15 protein-coding genes and 1 pseudogene are annotated in these 20,858 nt (G+C 71.6%); 10 read left to right on the top strand and 6 right to left on the bottom strand.

Going from position 1 to position 20,858, the window contains the following annotated elements:
- The coding region (locus B9S57_RS01785) for a ComEC/Rec2 family competence protein (protein WP_258036174.1) at positions 1-2,203 on the top strand (2,203 nt) is incomplete at its 5' end.
- 149 nt (positions 2,204-2,352) lie between these two features.
- Here B9S57_RS01785 and B9S57_RS01790 read toward each other — a convergent pair.
- Complete coding sequence (locus B9S57_RS01790; RefSeq protein WP_103513759.1) at positions 2,353-2,808, bottom strand: pyridoxamine 5'-phosphate oxidase family protein; 456 nt, start codon at positions 2,806-2,808, stop codon at positions 2,353-2,355.
- A 100-nt stretch (positions 2,809-2,908) separates the two neighbouring features.
- On the opposite strand from B9S57_RS01790, the gene B9S57_RS01795 reads away from it, so the two are divergent.
- On the top strand, positions 2,909-3,733 hold the full coding sequence (locus tag B9S57_RS01795; RefSeq protein WP_103513760.1) for an arylamine N-acetyltransferase: 825 nt from the start codon (positions 2,909-2,911) through the stop codon (positions 3,731-3,733).
- A 108-nt stretch (positions 3,734-3,841) separates the two neighbouring features.
- Positions 3,842-4,048, top strand: a pseudogene (locus B9S57_RS01800) (hypothetical protein); the annotation flags it as partial.
- 120 nt (positions 4,049-4,168) lie between these two features.
- Here B9S57_RS01800 and B9S57_RS01805 read toward each other — a convergent pair.
- Entirely contained in the window at positions 4,169-4,414 is a 246-nt protein-coding gene (locus B9S57_RS01805) for a hypothetical protein (protein ID WP_181011196.1), read from the bottom strand.
- A gap of 91 nt (positions 4,415-4,505) precedes the next feature.
- Here B9S57_RS01805 and holA point away from each other — a divergent pair, with 91 nt between their 5' ends.
- On the top strand, positions 4,506-5,495 hold the full coding sequence (gene holA, locus B9S57_RS01810; protein WP_103513762.1) for a DNA polymerase III subunit delta: 990 nt from the start codon (positions 4,506-4,508) through the stop codon (positions 5,493-5,495).
- A gap of 407 nt (positions 5,496-5,902) precedes the next feature.
- Here holA and rpsT read toward each other — a convergent pair whose 3' ends face one another.
- Positions 5,903-6,169: a 30S ribosomal protein S20 gene (gene rpsT / locus B9S57_RS01815; RefSeq protein WP_014156344.1), complete on the bottom strand. Its 267-nt coding sequence runs from the start codon at positions 6,167-6,169 to the stop codon at positions 5,903-5,905.
- A gap of 215 nt (positions 6,170-6,384) precedes the next feature.
- Between rpsT and lepA the strand changes: the two genes are divergently transcribed.
- From lepA to hemW, 4 genes are all read left to right on the top strand, one after another.
- Complete coding sequence (gene lepA / locus B9S57_RS01820) at positions 6,385-8,259, top strand: translation elongation factor 4 (RefSeq protein ID WP_103513763.1); 1,875 nt, start codon at positions 6,385-6,387, stop codon at positions 8,257-8,259.
- Positions 8,260-8,546: 287 nt separating this feature from the next.
- The gene (locus B9S57_RS01825; RefSeq protein ID WP_103513764.1) at positions 8,547-10,436 is read left to right on the top strand and encodes a long-chain fatty acid--CoA ligase; all 1,890 of its coding nucleotides are present in this window, start codon (positions 8,547-8,549) and stop codon (positions 10,434-10,436) included.
- 237 nt (positions 10,437-10,673) lie between these two features.
- Positions 10,674-12,635, top strand: coding sequence for an ATP-binding SpoIIE family protein phosphatase (locus B9S57_RS01830; protein ID WP_103513765.1), 1,962 nt, complete (start codon positions 10,674-10,676; stop codon positions 12,633-12,635).
- A gap of 2 nt (positions 12,636-12,637) precedes the next feature.
- Entirely contained in the window at positions 12,638-13,879 is a 1,242-nt protein-coding gene (hemW, locus tag B9S57_RS01835) for a radical SAM family heme chaperone HemW (RefSeq protein ID WP_103513766.1), read from the top strand.
- Positions 13,880-13,924: 45 nt separating this feature from the next.
- On the opposite strand, the gene B9S57_RS01840 is transcribed toward hemW, so the two are convergent.
- The 3 genes from B9S57_RS01840 to B9S57_RS01850 form a co-directional block, all read right to left on the bottom strand.
- Complete coding sequence (locus B9S57_RS01840; protein WP_103513767.1) at positions 13,925-16,810, bottom strand: ABC transporter substrate-binding protein; 2,886 nt, start codon at positions 16,808-16,810, stop codon at positions 13,925-13,927.
- 119 nt (positions 16,811-16,929) lie between these two features.
- A complete protein-coding gene (locus tag B9S57_RS01845) occupies positions 16,930-17,748 on the bottom strand; it encodes a DUF3097 domain-containing protein (protein ID WP_103513768.1) in 819 nt (272 codons plus the stop codon).
- Between the two features lie 25 nt (positions 17,749-17,773).
- The gene (locus B9S57_RS01850; RefSeq protein WP_103513769.1) at positions 17,774-18,496 is read right to left on the bottom strand and encodes an MBL fold metallo-hydrolase; all 723 of its coding nucleotides are present in this window, start codon (positions 18,494-18,496) and stop codon (positions 17,774-17,776) included.
- Positions 18,497-18,661: 165 nt separating this feature from the next.
- Here B9S57_RS01850 and hrcA point away from each other — a divergent pair, with 165 nt between their 5' ends.
- Together hrcA and dnaJ are read left to right on the top strand one after the other, a co-directional pair.
- Positions 18,662-19,678, top strand: coding sequence for a heat-inducible transcriptional repressor HrcA (gene hrcA / locus B9S57_RS01855; protein ID WP_103513770.1), 1,017 nt, complete (start codon positions 18,662-18,664; stop codon positions 19,676-19,678).
- Positions 19,679-20,818 (top strand): molecular chaperone DnaJ, encoded by a 1,140-nt coding sequence (gene dnaJ, locus B9S57_RS01860; protein WP_103513771.1) that lies wholly within the window; start codon positions 19,679-19,681, stop codon positions 20,816-20,818.
- Positions 20,819-20,858: the final 40 nt, after the last annotated feature.

Below are 20,858 nucleotides of genomic sequence, written 5' to 3' on the forward strand. Positions count from 1 at the left end.
AGCGGCGGTGGCAGGGCTCCACGGGGCGAACGCTCGCAGTGGGCCCGTCCCCGGACTGGCGGACGCGTACGCGCGGGTGGAAGCAGACGTGACGGTCACGTCCGATCCCCGTCAGACGCGGCCACGGGTACGGGGCGACCACAGCACACCCGTGTCCTTGCTCATCGATGCGGAGGTCGACCGGCTGACCGCCCCCGACGGCACGGTGACCAGGCTCCGCACCCCTGTCCTCGTCATGGTCGCCCCGGGGGCGGCGGCAGCGCGGTGGCAGGGGCTTCTGCCGTCGACCGGCCTCCGCATCAGCGGCCGGCTCGCACCACCCCGTCACGAGGGGGAGCGGATCGCCGCCGTGCTCGGCACCGACGCGGCCGACCCGCCCCAGGTCGTCTCGCAGCCCACTCTCGCCCAGCGCACGGCAGGGCACCTGCGGTCCGGGCTCCGGCAGGCCACGGACGGGCTCGACGCCGACGCACGGGCGCTCCTGCCGGGGCTGGTCGTCGGCGACACCTCGCGGGTCCCGCCCGACCTGCACGACGCCTTCAAGGCCACCGACCTCACCCATCTGCTCGCTGTTTCCGGCGCGAACCTGTCCATCCTTCTCTTCCTGCTCATCGGACCACCGGGCACAGCATCGCGCAGCGAGCGCCGCGGCCTGGCTCCCAGGCTGGGCATCTCCCTGCGCATGACTGCTCTGACCGGGGGCGGGATCGCGCTCGCCTTCGTGATCGTCTGCCGTCCCGAGCCGAGCGTTCTGCGGGCGGCCGCCTGCGGCCTGATCACGCTGCTCGCCATCGGGACGGGCCGCCGCCGATCACTGATTCCCGCACTGGCCGCGGCTGTTCTGCTGCTGGTGCTGTACGACCCGTGGCTCGCCCGCAGTTACGGCTTTCTGCTGTCCGTCCTCGCCACCGGTGCGCTGCTGACCCTGGCCCCGAGATGGAGCGATGCGCTTCAGCGACGCCGGGTACCGGCACGGCTCGCGGAGATGCTCGCCGCCGCCGGAGCAGCTCAGGCGGTCTGTGCGCCCGTGGTCGTGGTTCTCGCGTCGCGGGTGAGTCTGGTCGCGATCCCCTGCAATCTGCTCGCCGAGTTCGCCGTGGCGCCCGCGACGGTACTGGGGTTCGCCGCCCTCGCCGTGGCACCCGCGTCCATGGCGGTGGCGAAGGTGCTGGCCGAGGTCGCCGGCTGGCCCGTCGGGTGGATCGCGTCGGTGGCCCGCACCGGTGCCGCCCTTCCCGGGGCGGAGGCGGACTGGCCGGGCGGATGGCGCGGGGCGGCCCTCCTGGCCCTCCTCACCGCAGGGCTGTTTCTGTCGGCCCGCCGTCTGGCCCGCCACCCCTGGGTGTGTTCCGCCGCAGCCCTTCTTCTGGTGCTCGCGGTGCTGAGACCGGTGCCCCTCACCCGCCTCATGACGGGATGGCCGCCGCCGGGCTGGGCGTTCGCCCTGTGCGACGTGGGGCAGGGGGACGCCATGGTGCTGGCCGCGGGAGACGGCACCGGAGTGGTCGTCGACGCCGGCCCCGAACCCCGCCTCGTGGACCGGTGCCTGCGTGACCTCGGCATCACCCGCGTTCCCCTTCTGCTGTTGACCCACTTCCATGCCGACCACGTACGCGGGCTGCCGGGTGTCCTGCGGGGCCGCGAGGTGGGTGCCATCCAGACCACGCATCTCGACGAACCGCCAGAGCAGGCAGCCTTCGTGAGGAGGGCGGCCGCAGCGGCACACATCCCGACGGCCCGGGCCGTAGCGGGGGAGCGGAGCCGCTCCGGCCCGGTGGACTGGCAGGTGCTCTGGCCCGCCCCCGGCGCGCCCGGTGCGGCACCGGCCTACGTGACGCAAGAGCCCAACGATGCGAGTGTCACGCTCCTGGCGCGGTCCGGCGGGGTGACTCTGCTCCTCCTAGGGGATCTCGAACCACCCTCTCAGCGAGGGGTGTTGCGCAGCTATCCCGCCCTGCCCCGGGTGGACGTGCTCAAGGTCGCGCACCATGGCTCGGCTCACCAGGACGCGGCGCTCCTGCGCAGTGCCCGCCCGAGGTTCGCCCTGATCAGCTGCGGCACGGAGAATCCGTACGGCCATCCGTCGCGCCGTACGGTCGAAGCGCTCGAAGAGACGGGGGCGAAGGTGCTGCGCACCGACATCCACGGTGCGATCGCGGTGACGGGCACCGGTGCGGGACTGCGTGCGGCAGGCCGCTCATGAACCCGATCCGCGCTTGGTGCCACGCACCACTGCCCCACCGCTACCCGCACCCGTGCCCGCACCGGCGCCCGCACCCGAACTCGCTCCGAGCCTTGCTCCAGGGCTCGCACCTTTACCGGAACCCGCACCGGCAGCTGCTGAGGGCGCCGTCAGGCCAGCCAGGTGCCGCCGAGCATCAGATCGCGCCCAGCCAGTTCGTTCTCCTCGCGCCACGCCTTGACGGTGTACGGCGTGACGCGCAGGTACACCCATGCGGGACGCCCACGCAGGTCCCAGCTGAGCTTCTCGGCGAAGGCGTCGCCCGAGTCGGCGGAGAGGTCCGCCCCCTCGACGATCTCGGCCGTCCCCTCGATCAGGACCACGTCGCGGGTGTGCCCCAGCGTGACCCGCACCTGCCCGGTCGGTGTGACGTTGACCGCCGTCGGATTGGTACGCCGCGTGGCCAGCAGCAGTGTGTTCCGGTCCCAGACGAACGACAGCGGCACCAGGCACGGCACACCGTCGGGCGAGGCCGTCGCCACCCAGGCGTCCTCGTCCTTCTCCAGACGATCGAGTACGTCCTGCTTACGCTGTTCCGAGCCGCGCGCCGGCTCTCGCTCCGTCATGGCCCACACGCTAGCCATCGGCTCGCGCCGCCACATCCGTCGTCGGTCCTAGGCCCAGTGGCTCATGACGTGGCCCGGCGCGCCGCGACAGACTTCAGGTATGAACGAGGAACTCGCGCAGCCGGCCCACGCCCCGACCCCTGCCCGGGTGGACGCATACCTGGAACGTATCGGTGCCGCGCGCCCCGTTCGCGCCGACGCCGCGGCCCTGTGCGAGCTGCAGCTCCGCCACCTGACGGCCGTTCCCTTCGAGAACCTCTCGATCCACCTCGGCGAGGACATCGTCCTGGAGGACGAGAAGCTCGTCGACAAGGTCGTCTCGGACCGTCGCGGCGGCTTCTGCTACGAGCTCAACGGCGCCTTCGCCTCGCTGCTGCGCGGCCTCGGATTCCGTGTCACCCCGCTCCAGGCGCGGGTTTTCGGCGACGGCGGTCGCCTCGGCATCCCGTATGACCATGTCGCCCTGCGTGTGGAGACCGACGACGGTACGGGTCCCTGGCTCGCCGACGTCGGGTTCGGAGACCACGCGCTGCATCCGCTCGACCTCGATGCCCGCACCGAACAGGAGGACCCCTCCGGCAGGTTCCGCTTCCGTGAGGCGCCGCAGGGAGACCTCGACCTGCTGCGCGACGGCTCGCGGCAGTTCCGCCTGGATCTGCGCCCGCGGGTGCTGGCGGACTTCCGTGCCGGCTCCTGGTATCACCGCACCTCGCCGGACTCGCACTTCACCCGGTCCCTGGTCTGCTCCCGGAACACGGGTGACGGCCGGGTGACGCTCAGGGGCCGCACCCTGATCACCACCGTGCAGGGTGAGCGGCATACGACGGAGCTGGGTGACGACGCCGCGGTACTCGCCGCCTACCGTGACCACTTCGGGATCTTGCTCAGCCACCCGCCCTCGGTGCGAACGCCCCTGACAGCGTGACAGACGCAGTCCGCGTACAGGAGTCGAGAGGCTGGGCAATACGGATGTTCGGTGATACCTGTGTACAGCGGAACACAGCCCGGCACAGCTCGGTGCAAACCCGCTGAGCTGAGCCGCACCGTCACCCTGGACGTCCAGTACCTCGGTCTGGGCAACGGCCTGGAGGGTGAGACCCCGGCCGCCCGCCGGGCGTCCACCGAGCTGCACCGCGAGGACTTCACGCTCACCTGGCAGACGATGCCGGCGCGCGGTATCGCCGTGGTCGGACCGAGCATCAAGCTCGAGATGGACATCCAGATCGTCCCCAGGGGCTGACACCCCGGGGTGCCGGCCCCGATGACCCCGCGTACCGGCCCTGGTGCCCCGGCGTACCGGCCCACGGTCCGGCATGGCCAGGTACCGACCTGCCCAGGTACCGGCGTACGGACGCGGTCTCTACGGGGTCTCCAGCCAGCCCTCGTACTCCGCGGCGAACGCGTCGAGGGCCGCGGAGTCCAGCCGTGCGGCCGGGTCCTCGACCACCACCAGCCACTGGGCGTCCTCGGCGTCGTCCTCGCCGGCCAGGGCGTCCCGGACCAGCTGCGGCTCCTCGGTGACGCCGAACCGGTCGTGCAGTTCCCCTGCGACTTCCTCGGCGGCGTCCCGGTCGGGCAGCACCAGCACATGTCTCACATCGCTCACCCGCTCATTCTCCGGTACGGCCGGAGCTCGGCCGTACGCCGGGGCGGCTGCCCGGCGGGGTTGTCACAGGGGCGTGGGATGCTGGACGGCGATGGCCACCAGACGCAGTTCCACCGACGATCCGCTCGCCCCCGTCACGCTCGCCGTGGGCCAGGAAGACCTGCTCCTGGACCGTGCCGTGCAGCACGTCGTAGCCGCGGCGCGCGCCTCCGACGCCGACACGGACGTCCGGGACCTCACGCCGGACCAGCTGCAGCCCGGCACGCTCGCGGAACTCACCAGCCCCTCGCTGTTCGCGGAGCGCAAGGTGGTGATCGTGCGGAACGCGCAGGACCTCTCCGCCGACACCGTCAAGGATGTCAAGGCGTACCTGGGCGCCCCCGCCGAGGAGATCACGCTCGTGCTCCTGCACGCGGGCGGAGCCAAGGGAAAAGGCCTCCTGGACGCGGTGCGTAAGGCCGGGGCGCGTGAGGTGGCGTGCCCCAGGACCACCAAGCCGGCCGAGCGGCTGTCCTTCGTGCGGTCGGAGTTCCGGGCGCTCGGGCGTTCCGCGACCCCGGAGGCGTGCCAGGCCCTGGTGGACTCCATCGGCAGCGACCTGCGGGAGCTGGCGAGCGCGGTCTCGCAGCTGGCCGCGGACGTCGAGGGGACCATCGACGAGGAGGTCGTCGGCCGCTACTACACGGGCCGGGCGGAGGCCTCCTCCTTCACCGTCGCCGACCGGGCGGTCGAGGGCCGGGCCGCGGAGGCGCTGGAGGCGCTGCGGTGGTCGCTGTCCACCGGCGTCGCCCCCGTCCTGATCACCAGCGCCCTCGCGCAGGGTGTGAGGGCCATCGGCAAGCTCTCCTCGGCCCGGGGCGGACGTCCCGCGGACCTGGCCCGTGAGCTCGGCATGCCGCCCTGGAAGATCGACCGGGTCAGGCAGCAGATGCGCGGATGGACACCGGACGGGGTCGCGGCGGCGCTGATCGCGGTCGCGGCGGCCGACGAGGGCGTCAAGGGCGGAGGCGACGACCCGGAGTACGCCCTGGAGAAGGCCGTGGTCGCCGTCGCCCGCGCGGCCCGTCCCGGTGGCCGCTAGGCGTTGGGCGGCAATGTCCCGGGGTGGGCGCTGTGCGGTGGAGCGACAGGTTCCGCGCTGGTCGCCGACGCGACGCGGCGCAGAGGCGCGCCTCAAGGTGGCTGCCGACGCAGCACCGCCCGGACACGTGCCCCGGGCAGATGTGTGCCCCGACGAGACCCGACACGTACGAAGGCCCGGACAGACACGTGCCCCGGACACAGACGAGGGCCCGGACAGACACGCGCCCCGGGGACAAACGAAGGCCCCGGCCGTCGTCCTGGGGAGGACATCGGCCGGGGCCTTCGGTTCACGCTTGGTTGCGCCGCACCCGCGTGGCGAACGCAGGTTCGGTGTGCGGCGCGGGGTGCCGGTCAGGAACGGGAGAGAGGGCCCGCTGAGTCCTTACCGGCGATCACATCAGTAGCTCAGCCCTGGAGGGCGGCAACCTTGAGCGCCAGCGCCGACTTCTTGTTGGCGGCGGCGTTCTTGTGGATGACACCCTTCGAGACAGCCTTGTCGAGCTGGCGCGACGCGTCACGGACGGCCACAGTGGCCTTCTCGACGTCACCGGCAGCGGCAGCCTCACGGGCCTTGCGGATCGAGGTCTTGAGCGAGGACTTGACGGCCTTGTTGCGCAGGCGCGCCTTCTCGTTCGTCTTGTTCCGCTTGATCTGGGACTTGATGTTCGCCACGAAAGAGCCTTTTCAGGTTCGTTGGATCTTCTATGTGCGCCCCGCTGCTTCTGAGGGCCACGAGGCACAGCTGCCCACGGTAGCAGTCACCCTCGGAGCGGCCCAAACCGGTCCCGGTCCCGCAGGCGTGGGACCATGGAGGCTACGTATCGATCCGTCCGACCCGACATCGACCCGAGACACGGCGTCCGGCGTCTCAAGAATCAGGACCCTGCGTGCCCGCGACTCCTACCAACGTGCCCGAGCCGAGCCGTACCGACCCGGCGCTGATCCGCAATTTCTGCATCATCGCGCACATCGACCACGGCAAGTCGACTCTTGCCGACCGGATGCTTCAGCTGACGGGAGTGGTCGATCAGCGGCAGATGCGCGCCCAGTATCTCGACCGGATGGACATCGAGCGCGAGCGCGGCATCACCATCAAGTCCCAGGCGGTCCGTCTGCCCTGGGCGCCCACCGAGGGTGAGGACAAGGGCGCGACCCACATCCTCAACATGATCGACACCCCGGGCCACGTGGACTTCACCTACGAGGTCTCGCGCTCCCTGGCCGCCTGCGAGGGCACCGTCCTCCTGGTCGACGCGGCCCAGGGCATCGAGGCGCAGACCCTGGCCAATCTCTACCTGGCGATGGAGAACGACCTCACCATCGTCCCGGTGCTCAACAAGATCGACCTGCCCGCCGCGCAGCCCGAGAAGTTCTCCGAGGAACTGGCCAACCTCATCGGCTGCCAGCCCGAGGACGTGCTCAAGGTCTCCGCGAAGACCGGCGTCGGCGTGGACGCGCTGCTCGACCGGGTCGTCCGTGACGTCCCGGCCCCGATCGGCCAGGCGGACGCCCCCGCCCGCGCGATGATCTTCGACTCGGTCTACGACGCCTACCGCGGTGTCGTGACCTACGTCAGGGTCGTCGACGGCCAGCTCAACAAGCGTGAGCGCATCAGGATGATGTCGACGGGTGCCACCCACGAGCTGCTGGAGATCGGTGTCTCCTCCCCGGAGATGACGCCGGCCGACGGCATCGGCGTGGGCGAGGTCGGCTACATCATCACCGGTGTGAAGGACGTCCGGCAGTCCAAGGTCGGTGACACCATCACCTCCCTGAACAAGGGGGCGACCGAGGCGCTGGGCGGCTACAAGGACCCCAAGCCGATGGTGTTCTCGGGGCTCTACCCCCTGGACGGATCCGACTACCCGGACCTGCGCGAGGCGCTCGACAAGCTCCAGCTCAACGACGCCGCCCTGGTGTACGAGCCGGAGACCTCGGCCGCGCTCGGCTTCGGCTTCCGCGTGGGCTTCCTCGGCCTCCTGCACCTCGACGTCATCCGTGAGCGCCTGGAGCGAGAATTCGGTCTGGAGCTCATCGCCACCGCCCCCAACGTGGTCTACCGCGTGGAGATGGAGGACGGCTCGGAGCACACGGTCACCAACCCGAGCGAGTTCCCCGAGGGCAAGATCGACAAGGTGCACGAGCCGGTCGTCAGGGCCACGGTCCTGGCGCCCAGCGAGTTCATCGGCGCGATCATGGAGCTCTGCCAGAACCGGCGCGGCACCCTGATCGGCATGGACTACCTCTCCGAGGACCGGGTCGAGATCCGCTACACCCTGCCGCTCGCCGAGATCGTCTTCGACTTCTTCGACCAGCTGAAGTCCAAGACCCGCGGTTACGCCTCGCTGGACTACGAGCCCACCGGCGAGCAGTCCGCGCAGCTCGTCAAGGTCGACATCCTGCTGCACGGCGACAAGGTCGACGCCTTCTCCGCGGTCACGCACAAGGACAAGGCGTACGCGTACGGTGTCCGGCTCGTCGCCAAGCTGCAGAAGCTCATCCCCCGGCAGAACTTCGAGGTGCCGATCCAGGCGGCCATCGGCTCCCGGGTCATCGCCCGTGAGACCGTCCGCGCCATCCGCAAGGACGTCCTCGCCAAGTGCTACGGCGGTGACATCTCCCGTAAGCGGAAGCTGCTGGAGAAGCAGAAGGAAGGCAAGAAGCGGATGAAGATGGTCGGCAACGTGGAGGTGCCGCAGGACGCGTTCATCTCCGTCCTGTCGACCGACGAGTCGGCCGGTGAGGGCAAGGCCAAGAAGTAACGCCGGCCCCCCTCCGGCCCGGACCACCCCGCCGTGCCTTTTCGGATGTACCCGGGAGTAGCCCAACTGGCCCCTGCGCCGCGGACATCCGCGGCGCAGGGGCCCGGTTCGTTATCAAGCGGCTGCCTGTTGCCTCTTACGTGACGGTCCCGCGCGCTCTACTCTGATCACCACCCGTTAGTTACTCGCCAGTTAAACAAGCAGGCCGAGCGGGAACGAGAAGCAGGACATACAAGCAGCAGCACCCATAAGCCGGTCGTAGCAATGCCGCAGGCCCGGAGGACGTCGTGAGCGACACACAGACCTTGATCGACAGCCGGCCGCCCTCCGTGGCGACCCTCTTCATCGACCGCGTGGCGGCCACCCCGGACGGAGAGGCCTACCGCTTCCCCGTGCCGGCCGCTTCGGGCCAGGGCCCGGACGAATGGAAGTCGCTGACCTGGGCGCAGGCCGCCGAGAGGGTCAACGCCATCGCGGCCGGTCTGATCGCCCTGGGTGTCCGGCCCGAGGAGCGTGTCGCGCTCGCCTCCTCCACCCGCGTCGAATGGATCCTCGCCGACCTCGGCGTGATGTGCGCGGGCGCCGCGACGACGACGGTCTACCCGTCGACGAACACCGAGGAGTCCGCCTTCATCCTGGCCGACTCCGACAGCCGCGTCCTGATCGCCGAGGACGCCGCGCAGCTGGCCAAGGCCAGGGAGAGCCGGGACTCGCTGCCCGACCTGGCCCATGTCGTCGTCATCGACCCGGCCGGTGCGGGCCCCGCCGAGGGCGACCCCGAGGGGTGGGTCCTCACGCTGGCCGAGCTCGAGGCCCGGGGCGCCGAACACCTGGCGAAGAAGCCGGACGCGATCACCGAGCGGGTCGCCGCCATCACGGCCGACCAGCTGGCGACCCTGATCTACACCTCGGGCACCACCGGCCGCCCCAAGGGCGTACGGCTGCCGCACGACAACTGGTCGTACATGGCCAAGGCGACCGTCTCCACCGGGATGATCAACTCCGACGACGTCCAGTACCTCTGGCTGCCGCTCGCCCACGTCTTCGGCAAGGTCCTCACGTCCGGCCAGATCGAGGTCGGTCACGTCACCGCGGTCGACGGCCGCGTCGACAAGATCATCGAGAACCTCCCGGTGGTCCGGCCGACGTACATGGCGGCCGTTCCCCGCATCTTCGAGAAGGTCTACAACGGGGTCGCCGCCAAGGCGAGGGCCGGCGGCGGCGCCAAGTACAAGATCTTCCAGTGGGCGGCGGAGGTCGCCCGCGAGTACGCGAAGGTGTCGCAGGACAACTTCCGCCGCACCGGCAAGGCCTCCGTCCCCTTCGCCCTCGGGGCCAAGCACAAGGTCGCCGACGCCCTCGTCTTCGCGAAGATCCGGGAGGCCTTCGGAGGGCAGCTCCGGGCCTGCATCTCCGGCTCCGCCGCGCTCGCCCCCGACATCGGCCTCTTCTTCGCCGGCGCGGGCATCCACATCCTGGAGGGCTACGGACTCACCGAGTCCAGCGCCGCCTCCTTCGTCAACCCGGGCGAGGCCTACCGCACCGGCACCGTCGGCAAGCCGCTCCCCGGCACCGAGGTCCGGATCGCCGACGACGGCGAGATCCTGCTGCGCGGCCCCGGCCTGATGGAGGGCTACCACCGGCTGCCGGAGAAGACCGCGGAGGTGCTGGAGTCCGACGGCTGGTTCCACACCGGCGACATCGGCGAGCTCTCCCAGGACGGTTATCTGCGGATCACCGACCGCAAGAAGGACCTGATCAAGACGTCCGGCGGCAAGTACATCGCCCCGGCGGAGGTCGAGGGCCAGTTCAAGGCGGTCTGCCCGTTCGTCTCCAACATCCTGGTGCACGGCGCGGACCGTAACTTCTGCACCGCCCTCATCGCGCTCGACGAGCCGACCATCCTCGGCTGGGCCGAGGAGAACGGGCTGGGCGGCAGGCCCTACGCCGACGTGGTCGCCTCCCCACAGGCCGTGGAACTCATCGAGGGCTATGTGAAGCGGCTCAACGAGGGCCTCCAGCGCTGGCAGACCATCAAGAAGTTCCGGCTGCTCCCGCGCGACCTCGACATCGAGCACGGCGAGCTGACCCCCAGCCTCAAGCTGAAGCGGCCGGTCGTCGAGCGCGAGTACAAGGGCCTCATCGACGACATGTACGCGGGCTCCCGCGAGGCCTAGGGTCTCTCGTTCGGATCATGCCGGGCTCGCGGGGCCTGACCGGTACGAAAGACCCTGGAGGCCGAGGAGCACGACCGGACGGGCCGGGGCCGGAGGATGCGGGAGCACCCTCAGGCCCCGGCCCGTCCCCGTTCCGCCTCGGGCCACTTACGTCACTCGACGCTTATGGGCACGCCCGGTCTGTCACTCTGTCGGGATACGTCAGCGGTGTTACGCGAGACCGTCAGGAGCCGCACCGTGGGGCCCATTCCCTTGCAGCGGGACATCGTTCAGCGTCCCGGCATCGTCATCGCAGGCCAGGGCGAGGATGCGCGCCCGGTCGCGCGCACGAGCCTGCCCGGAATCCCGCAGGCCTCGGCCGCCGCCCGCCGGTTCGTACGGGCGGCGCTGGGCGACTGGACGGGGCTCGGTCTGCCCTCCGCCGGCGAGTTCGGCGAGCGGCTCACCGACGACGCGCTGACCGTGGCCAGCGAGCTGGTCACCAACGCGGTCGTGCACGCCGGCACGACGGTCGAGCTGCTCCTGCGGCTGGAGGACTCTGCCGGACCCGAGCCGGCCGCGCTCGTGCTGGAGATCACCGACCACCACCCCGCCCGGTCGGTGCGCGACGGCCGGGCCGAGCGGCCCGACCCCGCCGAGTACGGCCGGGGGCTGCAGCTCGTCGCCACGCTCGCCGAGTCCTGGGGCATCACCTACCGCACCGGACTCAAGACCGTCTGGGCCCGGCTCCTGGGCGACGACCGCTACGGCATGCCCGACGAGCCGGCGGACGACGCCGGCGCCCGTGGACGCGGTCCGCGCGCCGGCGGCATCCTCGCCCCCGCGTCCGGGCGGACCGCGCGCGACGACGCGGGCTGGGCCGGGCGCGGTGGCCTCTCCTTCCTGGCCGAGGCCTCCGGGCTGTTCGCGGGCCAGCTCGACGAGGACCTGGTGGCGTCGACGGCGGGTCCGCTCCTGGTGCCCCGCCTCGCCGACTGGTGTGCGATATGGCTGGAGAGCGAGGGCGGCGGCCCGGCGGCGGCACCCCGGCTCGCGGGCGTCTGGCACAGCGACGAGACGCGGACCGCGCTGCTGCGTCCCGCACTGGAGAAGGAGCCGCTCCGCTTACCCGGAAGCGTCGGCACCGGCCCGGTGCCCATGCCCTGGCCCGGAAGTGCCACGGCGGAGCGCGGGGAGGGGACGGGCGCCGCGCTCGCCCACCGCATCATCTCGGGCGGGCGGACGTTCGGCGCGGTCCTCGTGGGCCGTGAGGGCACCGACCACATCCCCGACGAGGTCGCCGTGCTCCTCGCGGACTTCGTACGCCGGGTCGGCCTCGCGGTGGGAGCCGCCCGCGCCTACACCCGCCAGGCCACGATCAGCCGGATCCTCCAGCGCGGCCTGCTGCCCAGCAAGGTCGCCGAGATACCCGGGGTCACCAGCGCGCTGGTGTACGAGCCCGGGGACGACGGCGTCGTCGGCGGCGACTTCTACGACCTGTTCCCGTGCCCCGGAGGCCGTTGGTGCTTCGTGCTCGGCGACGTCCAGGGCAGCGGGCCCGAAGCCGCCGTCGTCACCGGCCTCGCACGCCCCTGGCTGCGTCTGCTGTCCCGGGAGGGCTTCCGCGTCGGCGAGGTCCTCGACCGTCTCAACCGGCTCCTGCTGGACGACGCCATGGAGGCCGCCGAGGCCGCCGCCCTCATGGTCGCGGCGGCCGGCGGCCAGCAGCTCCAGGACGGCGAGCAGCTCCAGGACGGCACCCAGTCCCGCTTCCTCTCCCTGCTGTACGGCTCCCTCGTGCCGCTCCCGGACGGCGGTGTGCGCTGCACCGTGGCGAGCGCCGGCCATCCCCTCCCGCTGCTGCTGCGCCCCGACGGCTCCGTACGCCCGGCCGCCGAGCCGCAGGTGCTCCTCGGAGTCGTCGAGGACGTGGCGTACGACAGCCAGAGCTTCGACCTGGCGCCCGGCGACAGCCTGCTCTGCGTCACCGACGGGATCACGGAGCGGCGCTCGGGGCGGCTGATGTTCGACGACGGCGACGGCCTCGCACGGGTTCTGGCGGGATGTGCCGGGCTGCCCGCCGCCGGGATAGCCGACCGGATCAAGCGGGCCGTCCACACCTTCGCCGAGCGCCCGCCCGACGACGACCTGGCCCTGCTCGTGATCCAGGTCGACGGGGACGGCCGCACGGATGTCCGGGGCACCTCCGCCGGCGAGTGACAATGGACGGTATGCCTTCCGTACTGCCCGATGGTGAGCCCGTGCCCGACGACGGGGCGCTGCCCCGCCATGCCCTGGAAGGCGCCGCAGGCCGTCCGCTCGGCTTCTACCTGCACGTGCCCTACTGCGCCACCCGTTGCGGCTACTGCGACTTCAACACCTACACCGCGACCGAGCTGCGCGGCTCCGGGGGCGCCCTGGCGTCCCGGGACAACTACGCGGCCCATCTGGTCGAGGAGGTCCGCCAGGCCCGCAAGGTGCTCGGCGACGACCCCCGCCCGGTCCGTACGGTCTTCGTCGGCGGCGGTACGCCGACGCTGCTGCCCGCCGCCGACCTCGTCCGGATGCTCGCGGCGATCCGGGAGGAGTTCGGGCTGGCCGAGGACGCCGAGATCACCACGGAGGCCAATCCGGAGTCCGTCGACCCGGCGTACCTGGCTGCGCTGCGGGAGGGCGGCTTCAACCGTGTCTCCTTCGGCATGCAGAGCGCCCGGCAGCACGTCCTGAAGGTCCTGGACCGCACCCACACCCCCGGCAGGCCGGAGGCGTGTGTCGCCGAGGCCCGTGAGGCGGGCTTCGAGCACGTCAACCTCGACCTGATCTACGGCACCCCCGGCGAGTCCGACGACGACTGGCGGGCCTCACTGGACGCGGCGATCGGCGCCGGTCCCGACCACGTGTCGGCGTACGCGCTGATCGTCGAGGAAGGCACCCAGCTGGCCCGTCGCATCCGCCGGGGCGAGGTCCCGATGACGGACGACGACGTCCACGCGGACCGCTACCTGATCGCCGACGAGGCGATGGCAGCGGCCGGCTTCTCCTGGTACGAGGTCTCGAACTGGTCCCGCACGCCGGAGGGACGCTGCCTGCACAACGAGCTGTACTGGCGCGGGGCCGACTGGTGGGGTGCCGGTCCCGGGGCGCACAGCCACGTCGGCGGGGTGCGCTGGTGGAACGTCAAGCATCCCGGCGCCTACGCGCAGGCCCTGGCCGAGGGCCGCTCGCCCGGAGCCGGCCGCGAGGTGCTCGGTGACGAGGACCGGCGGGTCGAACGCATCCTGCTGGAGCTGCGCCTCGTCGAGGGCTGCCCGCTCTCGCTGCTCGCGCCCGCCGGGCTCGCGGCGGCCGGCCGCGCGGTGAAGGAGGGGCTGCTGGAGCCCGGGCCGTACGGCGAGGGCCGCGCGGTCCTCACCCTGCGCGGCCGTCTCCTGGCCGACGCCGTGGTGCGGGACCTGGTCGACTGACCGGGCCGGCCGGGGAAGGCCGGGGCGGCCCGGGGGCAGGAGCCCCTACGGCACCGCGCAGTCCGCCCGCGTGAGCGGCTTCCGGTCACCCGCCGCCCGGCCGCACACCACACGGCTCCGCGCGTCCGGCCCCGGCCGTGTGACCTCGACGACGTTCAGACCGTGCACCTTCTGGTCGGCGTACGGGATCGTCCCCCGGAAGGTGATGGTCCCGGTCGGCATGTCGTGCAGGGCCACCGAGTAGAGCGTCGCCCAGGTCTCCGCCGCGCTCTGCGGGTTGTCGCCGCGGGTCGCGGCGGCGTAGAGGGCCGCCGTCGCCTGGTAGGACATGACGGTCTGCCCGCTGGCGAAGAGCCGGTCCTCGTACGGGTGCTCCTTCGGCAGCGCGGGCAGCTGCCGCCCCTCGGGCAGCAGCGCTTCCAGGGTTTTGCGGGAGTCCTCGTAGAACGCCCGGCCGCCGCCCCGGTTCATGGGGGCGAGCGCCCCGTAGTAGAGCGTGACCTTGTCCGCGAGCTTCGTCGAGTCGTCGAAACGCGCCTTGGCCAGATCGTCCCCGGTGAAGACCGTGATGGCCTTGTCCGAGCAGCCTGCGGTCTGCCCGAGGCCGGACATCAGCGTGTTGACGTCCTCGACCCGACCCGCGAAGTACAGCGCGTCGGGCACGCGCTCCGCCCCGCAGATCGCGTGCAGCGGTGTGTCGAGATTGGCGGAGCCGCCGTCCTTGGACAGGGAGTACTGGGTGTCGGCGGCCACGGTGAAGCCGGTCTGTCTCAGCATCTCCAGTCCGACCCTGCGCTGTTCGGTCGTGTAGCGGTCCTTGTCCTCGTTGGCCACCTTCCTGGACAGGACGACCGCCTGCGGATCGTCCAGCCGGTCCGCCAGCCGCCCGGCGATCAGCCCGACGGCGTCCGCCTGCTCCTCGTCGGTCGCGGCGAGGCCGAAGTAGTTCGGGTACTCGCGGGCCAGGTCGCTGCCGGAGTTCGTGGTGTCCACCAGCGGCAGTCCGGCACGCTGGAGGAGACCGGTGGCCGCCGCGCTCTCCGTGGTGTTGCGGCCCAGGCCCACCACGCCGACGACGGAGGGGTTCCGCCGGGCCACCTCGATGATCTTCCTGACCGCCGCCGTCTGCCGCAGCATGTCCTGGCCGCCGTTGGCCGTCAGGACCCGGAGCTTGACGGAACGATTCGCCGTGTCGTTGACGAACCGCTGGTGGAGATAGACACCGGTCAGCTCCTCCAGGCCCTTGCGGGTGTCCTCCTTGTTCGCGTCGCTGCCGGTGAGCGGGCCCGCGTAGACGACGGTGACATGCGGTTCGTCCGCGCCGATGCCGGCGTTCTGCTCCCGTACGGCCTGCTCGACCCGCTCGAAGGTGACGCCCTCGCCCACCCCGTTCAGCCGCAGGGTGTTGCCCTCGGCGAACCGCACCTGGGGGGCCGTCGCCACCCCTATGCACTCCTTGGCCCCGCCGGGGCCCTCCAGCAGAACCGCGTCCGTGCTGCGCCCGGCGAGCGGGCCGTAGCAGTACGTCTCCTTCCAGTGCTCGCTCCACAGGAAGGTGCCCAGCAGGGCGCAGACCAGGACCACGGCGACCGTCTTCCCCGACATCACCCACCAGGCCCAGGTCCGGCGGACGCGATGCGTGACGAGCTGCGCGTGCGCGTGCTCATGGGTCAGCTGCCCGGTGGACAGAGGCAGCCGCAGCACCCAGGCCAGCGACACGGCCGCCGCCGGCGCCTGGCCGATGCTCAGGTCGTCCACCCAGCTCTCGTACCGCGCGCGGGCCCCCGACCTCATGCCGGCGTTCGGCGTCGGCACCAGGGGCAGCGGCGGGGTGTGCCGCATGATCCGGTCGGCGGGCAGGGAGGCGAGCAGCAGCAGAGGATCGACCTCGCTGCGCCGCGAGCGGACGTTGTTCACGGCGTTGATCAGCAGGATCCCGCCGTTGTCCTGCGTGGCGGTGGGCAGGAACACCACCGGCGGCACGGTGCGCTTGCTGCGCCGCCAGTCCAGGGCGTGCGGCCGGTAGCTGTCCAGCAGGTCCTCCAGCAGCGCCTGGACCCGAAGCTCCAGATGGAACTGGCGCGCGTGCTCGTCACCCGCCCCCGCGTCGGCCACGCGCTCGGCGACGGCGGCGGCCCGCGCGCGGATCACCCGCCACGAACGGCTGGGGGAGAGGCGAGACCAGCCGTCCGAGGGGTACGCGGTGCTCGACGCGGCCAGTGAAGAGGTGGTCGCGAGCCATCTGCTGGCCCCGCGCAGCCAGAGCAGCGGGGGCGCCGTCGTGGTCAGCAGCCGTACGACCGCGAGGCCCAGCAGGGCCGCGGCGGCTACCACGGCGGTCAGCAGCCAGCCGATCTCACCCAGCAGCACGCTGAGCACGGCGATGAAGACGGCCCCCAGGAACGTCTCCGGCCGGACCGAGGCACGCAGCGAGTCCCACCAGGTGCTGCGCCCCGACCGGCTGGCCCGCCAGCGCAGGCTGCCGAGCTGTTCGAGGATCCGTTCGTCGCGCTCGCGCGGGGAGAAGCCCTCCGGCCGCGCGACGACCGTCTCCGTGGCCTGCTCGATGGCGGCGAGCAGACGGGAGCGGGGAAAGGCGAAGGGCTTGTACTGCGAGCTTCCCCGGGTCTCCCAGGCACGCTCGGTGAGCGTGCGGACCATCGCGAGCGCCGCGTCGTACGGGGTGTCCCCGCCGCCGTCGAGCAGCTTCACCGGGACCCGGCGCAGCTGGTTCGCCCGGTGGACCTGGTGCACGATCTGCTCGACCCGGCTGTCGATCCCCGGGCCGGCCGAGGCGTCCTCGGCCTGGGCCACGATCAGGGGCATCACCGGACGGTTGACCCGGTACTGGTCGATCAGCTCCTGCATGAGGTGGAAGACGGCGGAGGCCGCCTCGTTCTCCGCACTGTCCCGCCACACTTCGCGCGTCATCCGCCCCCGTGCCTTCCCTCCGGCCGACCCTGCAGTCACCTCTCAATAACGGATGGTGAGGGTGCGGCGCAGGAGTTCACGGGGATCGATACCGGATCCTCCTCAACGCTTCCGGGACATCAGGAAGGAAGGGTGACGAAGTCGATCAGTTCCTCGACACGGCCGAGCAGCTGAGGCTCCAGGTCCTTGTACGAGCCGACCCTGGAGAGGATGTGCTGCCACGCCGCACCCGTGTTCTCCGGCCAGCCCAGCGAGCGGCAGACGCCCGTCTTCCAGTCCTGGCCGCGTGGGACCACCGGCCAGCCGGGGATGCCGACGGACGACGGCTTCACGGCCTCCCAGACGTCGATGTACGGATGCCCCACCACCAGCACGTGCCCGTCGGTGACCTGGGCGGCGATCCGGGACTCCTTGGAGCCGGGCACCAGATGGTCGACCAGCACACCCAGCCGGGCGTCCGGACCGGGCGCGAACTCCCGGACGATCGCCGGGAGGTCGTCGATCCCCTCCAGGTACTCCACCACCACGCCCTCGATGCGCAGGTCGTCGCCCCACACCCGCTCGACGAGCTCGGCGTCGTGCCGCCCCTCCACGTAGATCCGGCCCGCACGCGCTACCCGGGCCCGCGCCCCGGGCACCGCCACCGAACCGGAGGCGGTCCGCGCGGGGCGGACGGGGCCGCCGGCCGACGGGCGTACGAGCGTGACCACCCTGCCCTCCAGCAGGAAGCCCCGCGGTTCCATCGGGAACACCCGGTGCGTGCCGAAGCGGTCCTCCAGCGTGACCGTCGGCCCCTGGGCCGTCTTCTCGCACCGGATCACCGCCCCGCAGAAGCCGGTGACGGCCTCCTCGACGACCAGGTCGGGCTCGGCGGGCACCTCGGGGGCGGGAGCGGACTTCTTCCACGGCGGAGTCAGGTCCGGCTGGTAGCTGCGCATGCCACGACGATAAGCGCGGCCCCTCTCACGACACGCCGAAGCGCGAGGCCAGGTGATCGCGCTGCGCCCGTACGAACGCCGCGTCCACCACCGCCCCGTGCCCCGGCACGTACAGCGCCTCCTCGCCGCCCAGCTCCAGCAGCCGGTCCAGCGCCGCCGGCCAGTGGGAGGGGACGGCGTCCCGACCGGCCTGCGGTTCACCGGACTCCTCGACCAGATCGCCGCAGAGCACCACGACGGGGGAGCCCGGCACCAGCACCGCGAGGTCGTGGCCGCTGTGGCCGGGGCCCACGTTGGCCAGCAGCACCTGGAGCCCGCCGCCGAGGTCGAGCGTCCACTCGCCGCTCACCTGGTGCCGTGGTGCCACCAGCGTGTCCGTGGCCGCCGCGGCGTCCGCCTCGCTCATTCCGTGCCGCACCGCGTCCGCGCGCAGTTCCCCGGCGCTCCGCCCCAGCAGCTCCGCCGTGCCGACCGCGCCGTACACCGCCGCCCCGGAGAAGGCCGCGGTGCCCAGAACATGGTCGAAGTGCGGATGGCTCAGTGCGATATGCGTCACCCTCCGGCCGAGCAGGCCCTCCGCCTGCGTCCGCAGCTCGACGCCCTCCCGGAGCGTCGCACCGGTGTCGTAGAGCAGCGCCCCGTCCGCCCCCGCCACCAGCGCGGTGGTCGCGTCCCAGACGGGGAGGCGCCGCCGTCCCGTACCGTTGCCCAACCGCTCCCAGCCGAACTCTTCCCAACAGACGTCCATACGGCGACGCTATCGGCAACGACCTGCGCGGTCCTGCGGCGGCGTGGCCGGTCGCCCTTGCCCCGGGACCACCTCGCCCCCGTACACTGGCCGGGGGAATTGCTGGCACTCGAACGCACAGAGTGCCAGGCGGAAGCCGAAGAACCACAGCTGGAGGTGTGCGCGGTGCTCAGTGAACGCAGACTCGAAGTGCTGCGCGCCATCGTCCAGGACTATGTCGGCACCGAGGAGCCCGTCGGCTCCAAGGCGCTCACGGAGCGGCACAGCCTCGGGGTCTCCCCGGCGACCGTGCGCAACGACATGGCGGTGCTGGAGGACGAGGGCTTCATCGCCCAGCCGCACACGAGTGCGGGGCGCATCCCGACGGACAAGGGCTACCGGCTCTTCGTCGACAGGCTCGCGGGGGTCAAGCCCCTGTCGTCGCCGGAGCGCCGGGCCATTCAGAATTTCCTCGACGGCGCGGTCGACCTCGACGACGTCGTGGGCCGCACGGTCCGGCTGCTGGCGCAGCTGACCAGACAGGTCGCCGTCGTGCAGTACCCCTCGCTGACCCGGTCGACCGTCCGGCACGTGGAGCTCCTGTCGCTGGCCCCGGCCCGGCTGATGCTCGTGCTGATCACGGACACGGGCCGGGTCGAACAGCGTATGATCGACTGCCCTGCACCGTTCGGTGACATGTCGCTGGCGGATCTGCGGGCCCGGCTCAACAGCCGGGTCGTGGGACGCCGCTTCGCGGACGTCCCGCAGCTGGTGCAGGACCTGCCGGAGTCCTTCGAGGCCGAGGACAGGGGGACCGTTTCGACGGTGCTCTCGGTCCTTCTCGAGACTCTGGTCGAAGAGACGGAGGAGCGGCTGATCATCGGCGGCACCTCCAACCTCACCCGCTTCGGGCACGACTTCCCTGTGATGATCCGGCCGGTGCTGGAGGCACTGGAGGAGCAGGTCGTGCTGCTGAAGCTGCTCGGTGAGGCGACGGATTCAGGCATGACCGTACGGATCGGGCACGAGAACGCCCACGAGGGCCTCAACTCCACGTCCGTCGTCGCGGTCGGCTACGGTTCGGGCGACGAGGCAGTCGCCAAACTCGGCGTGGTCGGACCGACCCGCATGGACTACCCCGGAACGATGGGAGCGGTACGCGCAGTGGCACGTTACGTCGGACAGATCCTGGCGGAGTCGTAAGTGGCCACGGACTACTACGCCGTACTCGGCGTGCGCCGCGACGCTTCCCAGGACGAGATCAAGAAGGCATTCCGGCGGCTCGCACGCGAGCTGCACCCGGATGTCAACCCGGATCCGAAGACCCAGGAGCGGTTCAAGGAGATCAACGCCGCTTACGAGGTGCTCTCGGACCCGCAGAAGAAGCAGGTCTACGACCTCGGTGGTGACCCGCTGTCCGCCTCGGGCGGTGGTGGTGGCGCCGGTGGCTTCGGAGCCGGTGGCTTCGGCAACTTCAGCGACATCATGGACGCGTTCTTCGGCACGGCGTCGCAGCGCGGACCCCGTTCGCGCACCCGGCGCGGCCAGGACGCGATGATCCGGCTGGAGATCGACCTCTCCGAGGCGGCCTTCGGCACGACCAAGGACATCCAGGTCGACACGGCGGTCGTCTGTACGACCTGCAGTGGCGAGGGCGCCGCACCCGGCACCTCCGCGCAGACCTGTGACATGTGCCGCGGCCGGGGCGAGGTCTCCCAGGTCACCCGGTCGTTCCTCGGCCAGGTCATGACCTCGCGGCCCTGCCCGCAGTGCCAGGGCTTCGGCACGGTCGTGCCGACCCCGTGCCCCGAGTGCGCCGGTGACGGCCGCATCCGCTCGCGGCGCACCCTCACCGTGAAGATCCCCGCCGGTGTCGACAACGGCACCCGGATCCAGCTCGCGGGCGAGGGCGAGGTCGGCCCCGGCGGCGGCCCCGCCGGCGACCTCTACGTCGAGATCCACGAGCTCCCGCACGCCGTGTTCCAGAGGCGCGGCGACGATCTCCACTGCACGGTCACCATCCCGATGACGGCCGCGGCGCTCGGCACCCAGGTGCCGCTGGAGACGCTCGACGGTCTGGAGGAGATCGACATCAGGCCGGGCACCCAGTCCGGACAGTCGGTCCCGCTGCACGGGCGGGGCATCACGCACCTGCGCGGCGGCGGACGCGGCGACCTGATCGTGCACGTCGAGGTCATGACCCCGACGAAGATGGACCCGGAGCAGGAGCAGCTCCTTCGGGAGCTGTCCCGGCTGCGCGGCGAGGAGCGGCCCACGGGCCAGTTCCAGCCGGGACAGCAGGGGCTGTTCTCCCGCCTGAAGGACGCCTTCAACGGCCGCTGAACCCGGCGGCCGCACCGCCCGCAGCACCGCCCGCCGGTCC

This window comes from Streptomyces sp. SM10 (assembly GCF_002910915.1).
In the GTDB taxonomy this organism is placed as follows: Bacteria; Actinomycetota; Actinomycetes; order Streptomycetales; family Streptomycetaceae; genus Streptomyces.

Bases quoted from the DNA above. Each gene is read 5' to 3' on its own strand.
- B9S57_RS01790 (WP_103513759.1), bottom strand. From the start codon at position 2,808: ATGACGGAGCGAGAGCCGGCGCGCGGCTCGGAACAGCGTAAGCAGGAC.
- B9S57_RS01795 (WP_103513760.1), top strand. From the start codon at position 2,909: ATGAACGAGGAACTCGCGCAGCCGGCCCACGCCCCGACCCCTGCCCGG.
- holA (WP_103513762.1), top strand. From the start codon at position 4,506: ATGGCCACCAGACGCAGTTCCACCGACGATCCGCTCGCCCCCGTCACG.
- hemW (WP_103513766.1), top strand. From the start codon at position 12,638: ATGGACGGTATGCCTTCCGTACTGCCCGATGGTGAGCCCGTGCCCGAC.
- B9S57_RS01840 (WP_103513767.1), bottom strand. From the start codon at position 16,810: ATGACGCGCGAAGTGTGGCGGGACAGTGCGGAGAACGAGGCGGCCTCC.
- B9S57_RS01845 (WP_103513768.1), bottom strand. From the start codon at position 17,748: ATGCGCAGCTACCAGCCGGACCTGACTCCGCCGTGGAAGAAGTCCGCT.
- B9S57_RS01850 (WP_103513769.1), bottom strand. From the start codon at position 18,496: ATGGACGTCTGTTGGGAAGAGTTCGGCTGGGAGCGGTTGGGCAACGGT.